Origin of the sequence: Mucilaginibacter sp. RCC_168, from assembly GCF_041355315.1 — a bacterium.
Lineage (GTDB): Bacteria > Bacteroidota > Bacteroidia > Sphingobacteriales > Sphingobacteriaceae > Mucilaginibacter.
Map to the genome: position 1 here is coordinate 169,070 of NZ_JBFUPN010000010.1, position 16,991 is coordinate 186,060.

The 16,991-nt window shown below is 40.1% G+C and carries 8 protein-coding genes; 1 reads left to right on the forward strand and 7 read right to left on the reverse strand.

The annotated features are described in order from the left end of the window. Positions 1–53: 53 nt before the first annotated feature. Positions 54–1,136 (reverse strand): glycoside hydrolase family 43 protein, encoded by a 1,083-nt coding sequence (locus AB6735_RS11615; protein ID WP_370996092.1) that lies wholly within the window; start codon positions 1,134–1,136, stop codon positions 54–56. A 677-nt stretch (positions 1,137–1,813) separates the two neighbouring features. Here AB6735_RS11615 and AB6735_RS11620 point away from each other — a divergent pair. Continuing rightward, positions 1,814–3,949, forward strand: a complete 2,136-nt coding sequence (locus AB6735_RS11620; RefSeq protein ID WP_370996093.1) for an FG-GAP-like repeat-containing protein — start codon at positions 1,814–1,816, stop codon at positions 3,947–3,949. A gap of 146 nt (positions 3,950–4,095) precedes the next feature. On the opposite strand, the gene AB6735_RS11625 is transcribed toward AB6735_RS11620, so the two are convergent. From AB6735_RS11625 to AB6735_RS11650, 6 genes are all read right to left on the reverse strand, one after another. Next, entirely contained in the window at positions 4,096–7,659 is a 3,564-nt protein-coding gene (locus AB6735_RS11625) for a VCBS repeat-containing protein (RefSeq protein ID WP_370996094.1), read from the reverse strand. Positions 7,660–7,729: 70 nt separating this feature from the next. After that, positions 7,730–9,289, reverse strand: coding sequence for a RagB/SusD family nutrient uptake outer membrane protein (locus tag AB6735_RS11630; RefSeq protein ID WP_370996095.1), 1,560 nt, complete (start codon positions 9,287–9,289; stop codon positions 7,730–7,732). 21 nt (positions 9,290–9,310) lie between these two features. Continuing rightward, positions 9,311–12,478, reverse strand: a complete 3,168-nt coding sequence (locus AB6735_RS11635) for a SusC/RagA family TonB-linked outer membrane protein (protein WP_370996096.1) — start codon at positions 12,476–12,478, stop codon at positions 9,311–9,313. A 1,164-nt stretch (positions 12,479–13,642) separates the two neighbouring features. Further along, positions 13,643–14,698: a DUF5007 domain-containing protein gene (locus AB6735_RS11640; protein ID WP_370996097.1), complete on the reverse strand. Its 1,056-nt coding sequence runs from the start codon at positions 14,696–14,698 to the stop codon at positions 13,643–13,645. 24 nt (positions 14,699–14,722) lie between these two features. Then, the gene (locus AB6735_RS11645) at positions 14,723–15,424 is read right to left on the reverse strand and encodes a hypothetical protein (protein WP_370996098.1); all 702 of its coding nucleotides are present in this window, start codon (positions 15,422–15,424) and stop codon (positions 14,723–14,725) included. A gap of 24 nt (positions 15,425–15,448) precedes the next feature. Then, positions 15,449–16,975, reverse strand: a complete 1,527-nt coding sequence (locus tag AB6735_RS11650; RefSeq protein WP_370996099.1) for a RagB/SusD family nutrient uptake outer membrane protein — start codon at positions 16,973–16,975, stop codon at positions 15,449–15,451. Between the last annotated feature and the right edge of the window lie 16 nt (positions 16,976–16,991).

The following is a 16,991-nucleotide window of genomic DNA, read 5'->3' on the forward strand; positions in this document are numbered from 1 at the left end:
TTAAATGATATAAAATAGCAGCCGCAAAGTTGATTGATGCGGCTGCTAAGGTGTTATTTTTTTCCTCCGGCTATCACGTAAGTATTAATCATTTCAATCTTACCATTACTAAGGTGATGCAGCTCGGTAACCTTAACATTTCTCAGGTTTGTTTTGCCTGAAAGCTCAGTGTCGTGGTAAAATATGTACCATTTATTATTGAATTTAACAATGGAGTGATGTGTTGTCCACCCTTGCACAGGTTGCATAAAGTGCCCGGCGTATACAAAAGGCCCAATGGGGCTGGAGCCAATTGCGTAGGCAAGAAAATGCGTGTCCCCGGTAGAATAGGTAAGATAATATTTGCCCATATATTTATGCATCCATGAGCCTTCAAAAAAGCGGCGATCGTGGTCACCACCTAATAACTGGTGTCCGGCGCTGTCAATAATCAACGCATTTTGCACTTTACCGTCAAATTCCGTCATATTTTTATTCAATTTAGCTACCCTGCAGCTTATCGCTGGTGCCTTGTCATTATGAAGATCTGTTTTTGAACCATTAGGTTCATATTTTCCGGTTTGCCACCGTTGGAGCTGGCCACCCCAGATACCTCCAAAATACATGTATGCTTTACCGTCATCATCAACAAATACAGCAGGATCAATACTATAGGTTCCGGTAATAGGATGTAGATTGGCTTTGAAGGGCCCTGCAGGGTTATTGGATGTTGCGCATCCTATTTGAAAAATACCATCCTTGTTTTTTGCGGGAAAATACAGATAATATTTCCCATTCTTATAGGCAGCATCGGGGGCCCATAACTGTTTGCCAACCCATGGAATGTTTTTCATATCCAGGGCGACACCGTGGTCTGTAACTTTTCCGCCTATTCGGTCAAGTGAAAATATATGGTAATCGCGCATTGCAAAATGGTCGCCGTTATCGTTTTCGGGTACACCTGCATCGATGTCATGAGAAGGATAAATGTAAATCTTCCCATTGAACACATGAGCAGAGGGGTCTGCTGTATAAATATTTTTAATAAGCGGGGGATTAAGATATTTGACTTTATTGATTTTCTGCGCAATTAAGGGATTGAATAGGAGGGTTGACACAGCGGTCAGCATAATCATCTTTAAAAACGTCTTCTTCATATTTTCGATTTATTTAATTATTTAATCTTTAATTATATCCTAATATCCGCAGGTCGTTTCTTACCCTGAATTTCAGAACAATTTATGGGGTGTATACTGCCCCAGCTGCAGTTAATTTTTTTTGCTGTAGGGCGAATATAATCCGGTTAAACATCCTACGCACGCACATTTGTATGTATATATACATCATATGTTCAACATACCGGCTAATACGGTTTACCTGACTTTTTTATGCAGCGATAAAATTATTATTGGATGAAACTGACAAAGTCTTAATCCTATAACACAAATTTTGAGGGTACTGCAGGAGTTTAGTTATAATAATGATGGGTTATCATATCAGGTTATCAGGTAGTTAAAATCGATGGGTTTATTCAGATGTTATATGAATATACACAAATGTTGTGTTTTGAGCTGCCGTACCTTTTTATATTTGTTAATTGCCTTGTTAGTATTATTATAAGGTGTACGGCTGGTTTAAATTTTTGGTATTTTACTATAGCCCAAATTTATTATTGCGTTGCATTTATGATTTTCGATATTAAGAGGCTGAAAAAGATTCGTTTCCAATTTTATAATCAATTATCATGATATCGCGATTTGCAAAAATGATCATGTTTTTTGCTACAGGTATTTGTGGCTTAATAATATCATGTAAGCCACATTCCCCTACAAAAATGGCAGACTTGCTGCAACAACTTAAAAAGCGAAATTATAACCCTCAAAATGTTTTTAGTTCTGATGCCCGGCTTGCCGCCTGTGATTCACTGTTAAAGATTGATTCGCCAAACTATGATGTTCAATTGTTGTCAAAAAAAGCCTTGTTTGAATTACAGGAAGGTCATGAACAAGAGGCTATTGATATATATTCAAAAATTTCAAAGTTGCCCCGTTATATGAACCCTGTAAATATAATGCCTGATCAGGCTGTGGCCTATATGCGTTTGGGCGAGCGTGCCAATTGCATGCTTGGCCATAACGGATCATCATGCATATTTCCTATTAAGGGAGCAGGTATACATCAAGCTCAAACAGGATCGCAGCAAGCAATTGAAACACTGGAAAATATCTTGAAAAGTAATGTTCACGATGCCCAGTCCCGATGGCTGTTAAACATAGCTTATATGACATTAGGGCGTTATCCAGCGCAAGTTCCTGCCCAATATTTGATCCCCAATTTAAATGCCGGCGATGGGCTTTATAAAGTGAAGCCATTTACAGATGTAGCAGCCAATGTTGGTATTAACCTGAATAGCAGGGCGGGCGGTTCTATAGCCGATGATTTTGACGGCGATGGTTATATAGATATTATCACCACAGGGATGGATCTTCAGGATCATATGCATTATTTTCATAACAATGGAGACGGTACATTTAGCGATCGAACTACTCAAAGTGGCTTACAAGATGTGGTCGGCGGCCTTAATATTGAACAAACCGATTATAACAACGATGGCCATCCTGATATTTTTATAATGCGGGGAGGCTGGCTTAAGGACGGTTTTGGTAATCAGCCAAGCTCATTACTTAAAAACAACGGCCATGGTGGGTTTACCGACGTCACCATCGCGGCCGGTATTAATTTTATGCATCCTACGCAAACCGCCGTATGGAACGATTTTAATAATGATGGCTGGCTTGATGTTTTTATCGGGATGGAAAGCCATGGCGAGACCGATCCTAAGAATAATCATCCATCGGCACTTTATATAAATAACCATGATGGTACTTTTAAAGAAATGGCTCAAAAAGCGCACTGCCGGATAAACGATTTTGTAAAGGGTGTAACATCTGCTGATTACAATAACGATGGCTGGCCAGACATTTTTGTTTCTACCATGAGTGGAAGAAAATATTTATTAAAAAATAAATGTAAGGCAGGGAAGAATGTAGATTTTGAAGATGTTACCGAAAAAGCGGGCATTAATATTACCCAAAATACATTTACTACCTGGTTTTATGATTACAACAACGATGGATGGCCTGATATTTTGGTTAGCAGTTACAATTTTACCACAACCCTGGGTTATTATGCCGCGTTGGAGGCTTTGGGTACACCTGTGGCAGACAATGGCAATATTTTTCTTTTTAAAAACAACCGCGATGGTACGTTTACAAATGTAACCCATGAGGTAGGGCTGAACAAGGTAGTGTTTAGCATGGGAGGTAATTTTGGTGATATTGATAATGATGGCTATCCCGATATTTATTTTGGTACCGGCAATCCGGATTTTGGGTCGCTTATACCGAATAAGCTTTTCCGGAATATAGGTGGCAAAAAGTTTGCTGATGTAACCAGTTCCTCTCGTACCGGCAATTTGCAAAAAGGCCATGGCGTATCATTTGCCGATTTTAGGAATAACGGGCTGCAGGATATTTTCATTGAAATGGGCGGGGCTTATATAGGTGATGCCTACAAAAGTGCATTATACCTTAATCCTGGTCAAAATAATAATAATTGGATAGGATTGAAGCTGATTGGTAAAAAGTCAAATAGGTGTGCTATCGGATCACGAATCAAGGTCACTTTTACAGAGAATGGTTTACAAAGAAGTGTGTTTAAGGATGTAAATTCCGGTGGAAGCTTTGGTTCATCTCCACTCCGGCAGGAAATAGGGATAGGGCAGGCCAAGATCATAGATGAAATCGAAATCCGGTGGGCAGGCAGTGGCACTGTGCAGCATCTTCAAAAAATAACGGCTAACCAGTTCCTGGAAATAACAGAAGATGGCAAGGTAACACCATTTAATTTGAAGACGCTTAAATTTAATACAAGTGAGCCAGCAATGTCGATGAAGATGGCTGATATGTAAAAAGCGAGGATGTTAAGTATGTATATAGAAAAATGCAAATCTAAATTCCCATACCGGATATCATGGCCGATGATTTAGATTTGCACCGATAAAATCCTTTGTTAAAAACAGCCAATCGAGCACTATCTAACAACAACAAGATTTAATTAAAATTTGACAAGCCTGGTTACTCCTGAATTATTTTTTATTGATACCTGTGCTATCTTATCATTGATGAGGATAAATCTGGATGATTGGGAAAGAAACGAACTGCCATAATACAATTCTTGTTTGGTATGACTGCCGTTTTTGTATGTAATGACAGCGCTCTGATCTGTATCATCTACTTTAAACATAGATACTTTAGCATTTAATTGAAGGATTTTGAGAGGCCCTAAGTGCTCGCTTGCCGCCATGAGATAACTGTGGTTTGCCCCTCTTAATTTTACAAGTGCCTTTCCATCGCCAGGTAAATAGATCCCGCTGTGTGCAATTGATAAAGGGGCAAACTCACCTTTGCCGTTACCTTTTAGCAATAAACCATTTAAGGCGTCATATCTGCCGATGGAAACATCTGTACTAAAATCATTCCCATTAATCAATAAATCGAGATTGCCGTCCGCATCAAAATCATCGGCCACCATGCCATTTAATGCTGAAACCTGTGCCTCAAGAGGTAGAGGAACTGCTGTGAATTTACCGTTGCCATCGTTTTTAAAATAGCATGACCTTAACTCCGTAGCCTTAAGCCGCAACGCATTTTCCATTTGGTCGGCGCTTAACACATCTTGCATGGTTGCCTCAGCATATGAATGATAATTGGTGAATTTTGCACGTAAGGTAATCATCTGCTTAACAGCATCGTCCCTTACATTCGCAGGGTATTCCCGTTTAACGTCATCCTTGCCCGAAAGGAATAATGATGGAAAAGCGTCAAACCGGTTCCTTTTATCGAAATCACCCGCTGTAATAAAGGCCGGAAATTCGGCGCTGACCTGATAAAGGGTATTCAAGCCTACATTTCCAACTATGTAATCCATTTTACCTGTATGCCTGAAATCACCTGCAATTATCGAGGTCCACCATCCTGTTTTATCGCCAACGCCACTTTTTGCTGTAACGTTTACATATTTTCCGCCTAAGTTTTTCAAGAAAGTTAGCGGCATCCATTCTCCTGCCAATATCAAATCTGTTTTGCCATCATTGTCGAAATCACTGAAAATGGCATCGCATATCAGGCCGATCTTTTTCAGATCGGGAGCAACTTCATTGGTCACATCTGTGAATCTCACTTTCCCGCTTTTTGTGTCGTTTCTTAAAATATAGCTATTTACCGGTTCCGGGTATCTCCATGGCTCCACTCGCCCCGAAATAAAAAGATCTAATTTGCCGTCGTTGTTATAATCAAAAGCCCTTACACATAGCTTACTTTTAAAACATATGGGTAAGGCATCCTTTGCGAGCGTAAAATGGCCTTTGCCATCATTAATATATAAGCGGTCCTGATATGCCGGATCATTTGCCGGAGTTTTATAACCACTGCCAGTGATTAATACATCAGGAAATTTATCACCGTTTGAATCAAAAATGAGAATCCCTCCATCAAGATAGGGGTGATCGTATTTCTTTTCTTCTAAAAGGCCCCGCTGTATGAATGTGCCGTTCTTTTGTTGAAAAAAGATCTGTGCTGGCTCGGTTAAATTTCCACCGACAACGATGTCATCTAAGCCATCGCCGTTAATATCGCCGACGGATAGCGCAGGATTGTATTCTGAAAGCTTATGCGGCAAAAGCTTTTGAATGTTAAAGTCTGTATAATCCGTGTCGCGATGAATGTATTTAACCGCGCTTTTGCCTGTGATATTTGTAAATAGCGGAGTTTTTGCTTGTATAGGATTTGCCCACGTATAGGTTTGATGAGCGTTATTAACGTTTGCCGACAAAGTTTGATCTGCATCTACATTTAAAAATGTTTGCCTGTATTCGTTCGGCCACTTAATAACCACCGAGTCTATGATTTTGCATTCACCTAACCCGAAATGTGCAATAGGTTGAATGCTGGTAAGATAGCCCCTGTAAGGGTTGTTTTCGTAAACCTGATGTAAGCCATGCTGGTAATATATATCAACAAAAGCTCCGATTCCCTCGCGGTTCTGATTGGGTCCTTCAAACTTTATGTTGAGATAATGATGCACATATTTTTTATCCTCATCGGTTGTGTTTTTATAAATTAGAGCTTCGTCATTGATATTATTAATGACGAGATCCATTGCGCCGTCATTATTTAGATCGACATATACGGCACCATTAGAAAAGGAGGGAATACCCAAGCCCCAATCTATGCTCACATCCTTAAATTGCAAACCGCCATGGTTGCGAAATGCGTAATTGTGAATTTTGACTGACGGTATCTGTTTAAGAACCTCTTTTTTGGGCGCAACTAAAAATGCATTGGACCTATAAGCGATAAAATCATGATCTGTAACGTCGCGGGGATAACCGTTCGTAACTATAATATCGCGGTAACCGTCGTTGTCAAAATCCGTTACCATTGGTGTCCAGCTCCAGTCTGTTTGTGCCATACCACTTAAAAAGCCTATTTCGCTAAAGGCAGGATGCCCCAGCTGGTTATTTTCGCCAACAGAAGGCCCTTGATTCAGCTGAAGTGTATTTCGAACATATTGATATTGGTAACCATAGTGATCAAAGTTTTGAATAGTGGTGTAGCTGCTTGGGCCCGACATCATTTTTTTTCGGAAATTATCAGCAGGATTCATATCCAATTCAACTATATCGACCAGCCCATCGTTGTTGATGTCTTCAATATCCTGACCCATAGCATTGAAAGAGGTATGCTTAAAATACACCTTTGACTTGTCAGTAAAAGTGCCGTCATGATTGTTGATATACAATATATTATTCGACAGAAAATCGTTTGTAACATATATGTCTTTCCAGCCATCGAGGTTAATATCAACAATAGTTGCCGCATGTCCATATCCCTCTATTTTAATCCCCGCGACTAATGATACATCTTTAAATACCGGATGTTTAAGTTTCGGGTCCCAGTCGTTCCGATATAATCGTCCCGTGCTTCTGCCGGTGCCAGTGATATTAATAGGCCTGAATTGATTGGGAAACTCCGCAGGGTTCGGCTCATTAACAGTCAGGTACATATCGAGGTCGCCGTCATTATCATAATCGAAAAAGCTGGCCATTGTAGAAAATAACTGACTATCAAGGCCGTATTCCTTCGCTTCTTCTTTAAATACAGGTACGCCGTTTGTGTTAATGCCTTGGTTTATATACAATAAATTTTGCCTCTTTTGCGGCTCATTTGCAAAAGAGTTGCAAACATATATGTCGGGCAAGCCATCGTTATTGATATCAATTACTGCAACACCGCGGCCCCAACGGGCTTTACCATCTACTCCTGCCTTGGCGGTAACATCCTCAAACCTAAAATTGCCTTTGTTAAGATATAGCTTATTAGGTACCATGTTGCCTACAAAATAAATATCCGGTAAACCATCATTATTGAAATCACCTATGCCAACGCCTCCGCCATTATATACAGTTGCGTTATCGATAGGATTAATCGAATCGTTTTCTGTAATCAGGTTATTAAACATAATGCCGGAAACAGAAGATGGTATTTGTTCAAATAGCGTATGTTTTTTACAGGAAGAAATTAGCAGAGCCACAGTAAAACCAATAAGAAGCCTTTTCATAATTTAACAATTAATATAAGAAAAAGCAGGCGACCCATAAGCCGCCTGCTTTAAAAATTGGTTTAATAAATTAATAGCCTGGATTTTGGTGCCCTGAAACAAGGGGATTATTATCCAACTCGGCTTGAGGTATAGGTAATAACTCATCCCTGTTAGCATGGAATGAAGCAATGGGCTCGGTAGTGAAATATCCTTTTTTGCGCCATCTTAAAATGTCGATGTTACGCACTTCTTCATCGCCTAATTCCACCATTCTTTCGTGCATGATAGCCTTAACCACATCGTTTTTGGAAGTAACCGGAAATTGAGCTGTTGGATAAGGAGGCATGGCAACATCTGGCCTTGCACGCACCATATTAAGGTATGCTACAGCTCCGGCTATGTCGCCCGTTTCATTAGCACACTCGGCAAGATTAAGTAAAACTTCCGAATAACGTATAATACGTTGGTTGTTACCACCAGGGTGGAAGCTTGCAGTACTTGCGCTCTCCTGGTAAATGATCATAAATTTACGCCAGCTAATCTTTTTGGTGACGCCGTTCAACACTGATGAATTACCGTTTTGATCGGCATCAGTTAAAGTGCTTTGGCCATTATTATAAAGGTCGCCGGTCTGATAAACGCTATATGAAAAACGGGGGTCTGTTTTTACTGCACCGGTAGCTGTGTTTTCAAATTCATTCAGGTATTTGTTTGAAGGAATAAGGTTTCTCCATGCAACAGGGCAGTATTCCTGATTTCTAACTGTTGATTGCTCTTCAGTTGCGCTTTCGCCACCCCAGTTGTAACCATTGGTTCCTTTATCAACAAATACAACTTCAAAAATTGATTCATTGTTAAATTCGGTGGCTAACTCAAAATTATCAAGATAACGGGCAGTTAACGAATAGCCATCGGCCCCGCTGGTCGGTATCTTAAGAAATGCAGCTTTGGCATCAGCATAATTACCTTGTTGCATTAACACCCTGCCCAGCATCGCATAGGCGGCAGATGCCGTGGCCCGTCCCTTGTCGGTAGCTGATTTTCCGGGCAGTACTGCTGCGGCATCTTTAAGATCCTGAACTATCTGCGCATAAACAGCGGCAACATCGGCGCGTGGTTTAAAATCGGTAGGACTTTTGGGAACTGATGTTACCAGTGGAACACCGCCCCACATGCTAACCAGGTCGAAATAAGCCCAGGCACGAAGAAATTTTGCCTCACCCACTGATTTTTTCGCGTCGGCTACGTCATCTGTAACATTTGGCGCATTGTCTGTTACAACGTTTGCACGGAAAATTACCGTATACCAGCCACTCCATACAGAATTCATCACAGAGTTTGTAGGATCGTCGGTATTGTTGAGCAATTGGAGCCTTGGAGCTTCCAATTGTCCACCGCCAGGCGCTACTTCGTCGCTCCTTGTATCATGCAGATAATACCACTCACGGGATACGAGGTTGTTTTGATGCATAACCGCATAAATGGCGTTAACTCCCGATTTTAATTGCGCTGCTGTTTTATAATAGTTTGCCGTAGTAAGGTTGTTGGGGTCAGATGTATTTAACGCCGTTTTTTTACAGGACAAAACAATGGCCGTTATCGTTAATAAGATAATGGTTGACAAAAAATAAATTTTTTTACGTTTCATAATATACCAATTTTATGATTATTAAAATGTTGCCTGTAAACCTACCTGGAACACTCTTGGCGATGGGTATTGACCATAGTCTATACCGTTTGTAAGCGTTCCGTTTTTGGAACCTACCTCAGGATCAAGCCCGGTGTACTTTGTAATGGTGAATAGGTTTGTTGATGATAAATAGATCCTCACTTTGCTTACTAAATTGTTAGTAGCCGTTTTAAGCCACGGCGCTGGCAAATTGTAACCTAACTGGAGGTTTTTCAAGCGAAGGTATGAACCGCTTTCCACCCAGCGGGATGATGGCCTTACATTCGAGTTAGGGTCTCCTGAAATAGCCCTCGGAACATTGGTATTGGTATTGGTGGGAGTCCAGGCTTTTAGCACATTAACATCTGAGTTAAATAGCCTCGACATACCTTCTGCGATGATTTTTTCGGCATTGAATATTTTATTGCCATATACTCCCTGGAAAAACAAGGCAAGGTCAAAATTCTTGTAACTGGCGGAGTAATTTAATGAATAGGTAAATTTAGGGAGGTAACTGCCCAGGTTAACCCTGTCGTTAGCGTCAATTACACCGTCGTGATTAACATCTTTAAATTTCAGATCGCCTGGTGCCGCACCAGTTTGAGTTGCATGACCGCTTACATCAGATGCATTTTGGAATATACCTTCTACCACATAGCCGTAGAAATACTGGATAGACTGTCCAACCGAAGTGTTCGTGAGCGGGCCGCCACCACCAAAATCAGCATCGCCGCCCGCGGTTATTGTACCATTTGCAGTTCCTGTTAATGATGTCACCTTATTTCTGTTTAATCCAAATACGGCTGATACATCATACTTAAAGTCGCCGGATGTTTTGTGGTAACCTGCGGTCAATTCAATACCAGTATTTTGCATATAGCCAACGTTTACCAACGGAGCGCCAACACCTTGGCTTGGCGGTGCCGGTACGGTTAAGATCAGAGCATCGGTTTTTCTTTTATAAATCTCGGCCGATAGCGTAAATGCATTTTGGAATAAGCCCAGATCAAAACCTATGTTTGTTGATTTTGTTATCTCCCAATGAAGGAAATAGTTACTCAACGCACTATAAAAAGATCCGTTACCTGAGTTATTACCTGTTGCCAGGTTGCCAAACGGATATGTTGTACCACCCGCAGAAACATTGGAAACGTAAGGATAATTTCCCAATACAGTTCCGTTTATCCCGGTGACGCCGTAACCGCCTCGTATTTTTAATTCGCTTATTGATTTAAGGCTTTTCATAAAACTTTCCTGGTCAACTTTCCATCCCACCGAAACTGCAGGGAAGTTTTCATATTTGTGGCCGGGGGCCCAAACCGACAAACCATCGCGGCGTATTGAACCGGAAATTAGGTATTTCCCCTCAAAGTCATATCCCACCCTGCCTACTAATGAATGCAGAACGTTAGTACTATAAGTGTAATTGGTAGTTGTATTTGTAGCGTTGTTTAGTGTGCGTACAATGTTGTTGTTTTGATTGCCAAAAGAGTTTTGACTGTCGCTGCGATTGGTTTGCACTTCGTAAACTGCCACAGCCGAAACGTGATGTTTGCTGGCGAAGGTGTGGTCGAAAGTTAATTGTTGTGTGTACAATGTAGTTGTACCGGTCCCAGTATTTTCGGTTATCGATGCAAGCGGGCTGCTTGATGTACCGCCATCGTTATAGATTGGGGTATATTGCTCTTGCCTGTTTGTTCCGTAATCAATACCGTAGGTAGAATTGAATTTCAGCCATGGAGTAAACTTTACCGTTAAATAAGCGTTACCGCGAATTCCGACACCATAATTACGGTTTTCGTTAATCAATGCCTGTTCTATCGGATTTACCGGGTCGGCGCCGTCAAAACTGCTTTGAGGACCAAAAAAACCGCCGGCATTATTTGGATTGTAAATAGGTAAGTATGGCTGCATCCTTATCACATTGGTAATGGGCGTTCTATTGCCTGGAGGAATGCCAAAGCGTTGCCGGGTTACCGAGGCATTGAATGTTTCGCCGATTGTAATAAACTTGCTCAGATTATGATCAGAATTTATCCGGAAGCTTTTGCGGCTGAAATTAGTTCCAACGGTAATACCATCCTGATCAAAGTAACTGGCAGATGTAAATATGCGTGAATTCTCATTTCCGCCGCTTAATGAAACAGCATGCTGCTGTACAATTCCTTTTTTGAAATAGGCATCCTGCCAGTCTGTATTGGTTTGGGCGAAGGTCTGCGAAGAACCCGCATAAATGGGCTGATTAAAGTTTGCCGGTTGTAATCGTGGCGGTACGCCAATACCGGCGGCTCCATTCAAAGCCCTTTCGTATTGTACATATTGGCTTGTATTGAGAAGGTCATACTTTTTGGTAACTTCCTGAAATCCGGCATATGAGTCGAAGCTTAAAACCACTTTGCCACTGGAGCCCTTCTTAGTTGTGATGATGATAACGCCGTTAGTCGCTCTTGAACCATAAATCGCGGCAGCGCTTGCATCCTTAAGTACATCAACTGATTGTATGTCTCTTGGATCGAGACTACCGATAGAACCGGGAAAACCATCAATAATATACAATGGATCTGATCCGTAACCTACAGAACTTACACCACGTATCTGTACAATTGGCGCGGTGCCCGGCGAACCATTATTGGTTACTGTTAAACCTGCCACCCGACCTTGTAAAGCCTGATCGACACCGCCGACAGGTAAAGCTGATATTGTTTTGCCACTTACAGACGAAACCGCTCCAGTTACGTTGGCACGCTTTTGTGTTCCATAACCAACAACAACAACTTCGTTTAATGATTTAGAATCACTACTTAGCGATACATTAACCACCAATTTGTCTGAAACGGGAACTTCCTTTGACGCATAACCTATAAAACTGAAAACGAGTACCGCCTGGTCGTTAGGCACTTCAATTCGGTACGCGCCATTAACGTCGGTTCCGACCACAGTGGTAGTGCCTTTTAATTTAACAGTCACACCCGGTAATCCTAAACCGTTTTCATCGGTTACTTTACCTGTTATAATCTTGCTTATGGCTGGTTTGATTATGTCAGAATCTGTATGCCGCAAATGAGCCAGTTTATTAGCCGCATACGTGGAATTTATAATAGTAATACTTATAAATACTATTATAACCGTCATTCTCATGAAAGTGCTTAGTAAATATTTTTTTTTCATATTGTGGTTTATTAATTGAAAACATTGGTTGAGAAATTAGTAAGGTTCAGCACTTATATCAAACAGGTCTTTGCATTTCTAATGGGTTAGGTGATAGATGAATTAATTCATCTGAAATAATAAACCATACGGTTTGAAGAAGACTTTATTTAATAAAAGAGCGGTTTACTTAATTGGTTGCTTAACCGGTAGCTTGTATCAGATTCGGATTTATTGGTTATAAAATCCATAATATGGATACCGATGTAGTTTACTGCGGGCCACGAATCTGTGACCGGCGAAACAAGTTCTCTTGATTTATTCTTTCATAATAGGTCTCATAATGAAATTGCAATCGATTGTAGAGCTGGGCCGGTTTGTACTTTTCTGAATACGATTAAATTAAAGTATACAGGATCGATCAAGCCTTTAATAACTTAAATCGAAATCTTAACAGAACTTGCCAGTCGGCTTTATTGGTTTATAATTTAGCAGCAACGTGATTTAGAATTGTAGCAGCTTTGCAAGCGTAAAATTACTTTTGAAGTAGATTCAGGCAGCCAATTTTTTATCATAAAAACACAACATTTGTCATCTTACAGAAGCCGCAAGTTCGCAGCGGTTTCCCCCGAAGGATGAGCAAAAGTGAATCTTATAAATAATAATTATAATGACTAATTACAGGAATTAATACTATCCCATGAAGCAACAGAATTATTTAGCTTTGTTTTAGAAGATGTAATGAGGGGGTATAAAGAATTGATCCCACCAACTATTATCGATATTAAAACCGGAAACGATTTCACTAAAGATTAATAAAGTTCGGTCAAAGATTTTATCATTTTGAAGATCGCCACGTATGTTTAAAATGATAAATCCAGATAGTGGATTAAGGAATTACATGGGTAGAAAAAATTCCGATTAAACGGTATTTCAATAATGGCTAAAAACAATATTCAAGTTGATGAAGATTAGGCAACAGTTATTTTAAACTTTTATATCATATAGCAAAACATAGAGTATTACCAATACTAAAAATAACAAGATTCAAGTGGATATCGAACCAGCAAAAAACGCTATAAGGAATATCATAAATCACTTTTATACAAGTGACCGGAAATTTATCGAATCGTTTGGGCTTCATGCAAGGGTGCCCGGTTAACGGCACCCTTATCATTTTGTAATTTACTTTTTTGTAGCCTTTAACCGTAGTTCATAGATATACTTACCAGGCTGATTTATTTTAGTATTAAACCTGATATTTAGTTTAACTGGTTGTTTATTCCAGGTACCATAAGGAATTTGACTCGGAGGATTCCAATTTTTACTATCGGCAGTATCGATTGATGCAATGTATTTATCGTATATGCGGTAATAGCAGTTCAACCCGTTGCTTTGTGAATCCCAATAGATATCTGGAAATCTTGTTTGTGCGTAATCATATAATACCGCAGTATCAGTTACCGTTGTTTTATAAGCAAATGTTGATAGGGTTTTTAAAAAACTGTTACCGCTTGGTCTTCTTTCCAATGCAGCTCCCGGGAAAACCGCACCATTTTTATCCAGAACTTTTAAAACTATTTGATTGGGGCTTGCGGCAACTCTTTTAATATTAAGTGTAATAGTTGTTGACTGCCCTTTGTCTGCATCAATCCATTGATCGTCATAAGGAAACCGTATACCGGTTTCAGTATTTGCAGGCAAGGCAATAAAATATGGGGTATTCACATATTCATATTGTACAACAGGATTGAGGATCACCTTGCATACCCCCATATAAGTTTTGGTGCCGTGCGGGTTTTCAATTTTTATATCAATCAGGTATTGACCCGGAGGCACGTTCTCTGTTGCTTGTGTAAACAGGAACTGTCCGCTTTTCTCCAGAACAGAGAATGGAACTTTCTTTTCAAATGCTCTTTTTTTGTTGATCAAATCTAAGGTTGTGTCAGTTATCGGGTTATAAGCTGTTTTCCAGACAGGTACATCGTACTCCTTAAAAAAGGTTTCTTCTCTCGCACCCGTAGTTATATTACGTACGTTTAGTAAAGTGATTTTAAAAGGTGGGGTAGAGTTATCTGGTATTATCCCGTTTGAAATGAGGAATACGCCCTGGTTAACGGTAAGCGGATCAGCAGAATAACGTACATTATCACTTAAAAAACCAGGAATTGTTTTTTTACAGCTTAGTATACTGATCACGGCGAACAATGCTAAGCTTAATAGTTTTATATATTTCTTCATTATATTTAAAAATTATAAGGGAAATTATTGTTTAAATGTCCAGGTATGCTGGTTTGACAATACGTGTATTATACCATTATTGGTTATAATACCGGTTGTTTGGCACAAAACTTTAATATCCAGTTTTTGAGGGTTCCCAGATGGATCCGATGTAGTGCCATTACTATTTACCAGGTCTTTTTCGCCTCTGATCTTTGTTAAATAGATATATTTGGGCTTTGTGGATATAATGCCATCTACCTGATAATCATCTGCATTCTCCTCCAACGAAACCATCAGCTTTATATTCGGGGTACTGGTTTGGTACAGGACCCCGTTTGCGCTGAGTTCATCCCTGGAAAGCTTGAGCGGAAAGAAATAAATACCCATTGAATCTTTAAGCATTTGGGCTGAGTAATACTTAAACAAGGTGTCTATTGTGAAATTTTTCCTTTCATCAATTTTCCTTGCATCATTTTGTTTTGCGGCCAAATAAGAGGCTATGGCATAATCGTCAGGGACAAAGAAAGTCCCCGGCCCATTGATCATATCTTTCATCCCTGCTTTGTCAACGATCAGTAAAGTAGTATCAAACAGGTGCCTGCTGTTTGATTTCAGGTAATCATAAGTGCTCATATTTACCTTTGCAATGGAAAGCCCTCCATCAATAACAGGGTCTTTTTTGCAGGAACTGATTGCCAGCAACAGCATAAATGCGGCAACAGGTATATATATAATTTTTTTCATGTTATGTAAGTTTTGAGTGTTGAATTAATATTTCCCCATCCACCATGGATTTTGGCTGATTAACCGGTTGGCATTTAAAATACTGTTGTGAATTGGCCACAGGTATCCTTTTTGTTTAAAGCGATCAACAGACATTGCCCAGGGTGTTAGCTGAGTAAAATAATTTGGACCGCCCTTATCGATCTGAGAACTATTCCTGACGATGTCAAAATAATTATGACCTTCGCCAATTAGTTCTCGCTGTCTTTCTTGCAGAATATTCTTTTTAAGTATCAATCCTGAACTTGCTAATGGCGCTGCACCTGCTCTGGCCCTTATCGTATTTACGGCTACAAGTGCCTCCCCGTCTCGGGCCAGGGCATTTAGAGCTTCGGCTTTTAGCAAGATCATATCTGCCAGCCTGAATACAATTAAATTGCTTTCAGAACGCGGATCAGACTTGGTTGAAGGATTTTGATAAGCTATATCAGCATACTTAATTAACGAAGGCTTATTTACATCGCCAAACGGACTTGCTTTAAAAAATTCATCTTTCCGGCTATCGGTATTATCGGTTCCATACAATTCATTTATTTTTGATTGTGGAGGATAGTATTGTGGTACATTCATAGGCATATTGGCGATGTAACCATTACTAACCGTGATAAAGGCAATGGTTGCCGAAAATGAAAAATCTGTCCACTCACTTGCTTCGTTTTCCGAGTTTTTAGAGGAGATAACAAAAATGTTTTCCGGCTCGGTTGTGTTTTTAAATACCTGGCGTATAGAACCCATTGGTTGTAAGTGAAAAAGGTCGGCCCTGTTGATCAATGAATCTGTATAGAGCACCGTATTGGCATAATCATTTTGCCAGGCGGTAGCATGTGCCAGTAAGGCTAATGCTGCACCTTTACTCGCTCTTCTCCGTTCATAAGTATTCAGGCTTTCCCAGCTAAGCAAAGAGGATGCTTTTTGTGCATCAGCAATAATTTGTTTTAATATAATAGCAGCGTCTGTTCTTCCGATGTATTTTGCCTGGCCGGCTGTTGTGGTAGCGGTAAGCTGCAAGGGCAAATCGCCCCATACCCGCGTCATGTAGAAATAGGATAAGGCACGCAGGAAATAAGCTTCACCTAAAAAAGTATTTTTTTGGTCGTTTGTAAATTTATCATCGGGCATTTTAGTTAGGTGTTCAATAACCAGGTTACTCAAATCAACAACCCTGTACCAATTAGTCCAGTTATGAGCGCCCTCTTCCCTGTATGGTACCCCAAAAAAGCCTTCCAGATATACTCTGTTTAAATTAGTACCTTCATCCGAATTGAATAAGCCAACCGGTGCATCGCCCCATATAAAGAAGCAACTGTTTTGATTCATGCTTTTTCTGAACAGGCCATAAGCGCCTAATAGCGCTCCGTTTACATCGCCTGCAGATTTCCAGTAGGTATCTGCATAGGTGTCATTGGTAAGTTTGTTCTCCAGCGCTTTCTTGCAGGAGAAAGTAAAACCCATTAAAATAGCCAGCAATAATGCAAAAGCAAAGGTTTTATAATGTTTGTTATGATGTTTCATGATTGGTATTCAATAG

Excerpts from the sequence above, each read along its gene's own strand:
- AB6735_RS11615 (WP_370996092.1), bottom strand. The coding sequence starts at position 1,136 with ATGAAGAAGACGTTTTTAAAGATGATTATGCTGACCGCTGTGTCAACC.
- AB6735_RS11620 (WP_370996093.1), top strand. The coding sequence starts at position 1,814 with ATGGCAGACTTGCTGCAACAACTTAAAAAGCGAAATTATAACCCTCAA.
- AB6735_RS11625 (WP_370996094.1), bottom strand. The coding sequence starts at position 7,659 with ATGAAAAGGCTTCTTATTGGTTTTACTGTGGCTCTGCTAATTTCTTCC.
- AB6735_RS11630 (WP_370996095.1), bottom strand. The coding sequence starts at position 9,289 with ATGAAACGTAAAAAAATTTATTTTTTGTCAACCATTATCTTATTAACG.
- AB6735_RS11635 (WP_370996096.1), bottom strand. The coding sequence starts at position 12,478 with ATGAAAAAAAAATATTTACTAAGCACTTTCATGAGAATGACGGTTATA.
- AB6735_RS11640 (WP_370996097.1), bottom strand. The coding sequence starts at position 14,698 with ATGAAGAAATATATAAAACTATTAAGCTTAGCATTGTTCGCCGTGATC.
- AB6735_RS11645 (WP_370996098.1), bottom strand. The coding sequence starts at position 15,424 with ATGAAAAAAATTATATATATACCTGTTGCCGCATTTATGCTGTTGCTG.
- AB6735_RS11650 (WP_370996099.1), bottom strand. The coding sequence starts at position 16,975 with ATGAAACATCATAACAAACATTATAAAACCTTTGCTTTTGCATTATTG.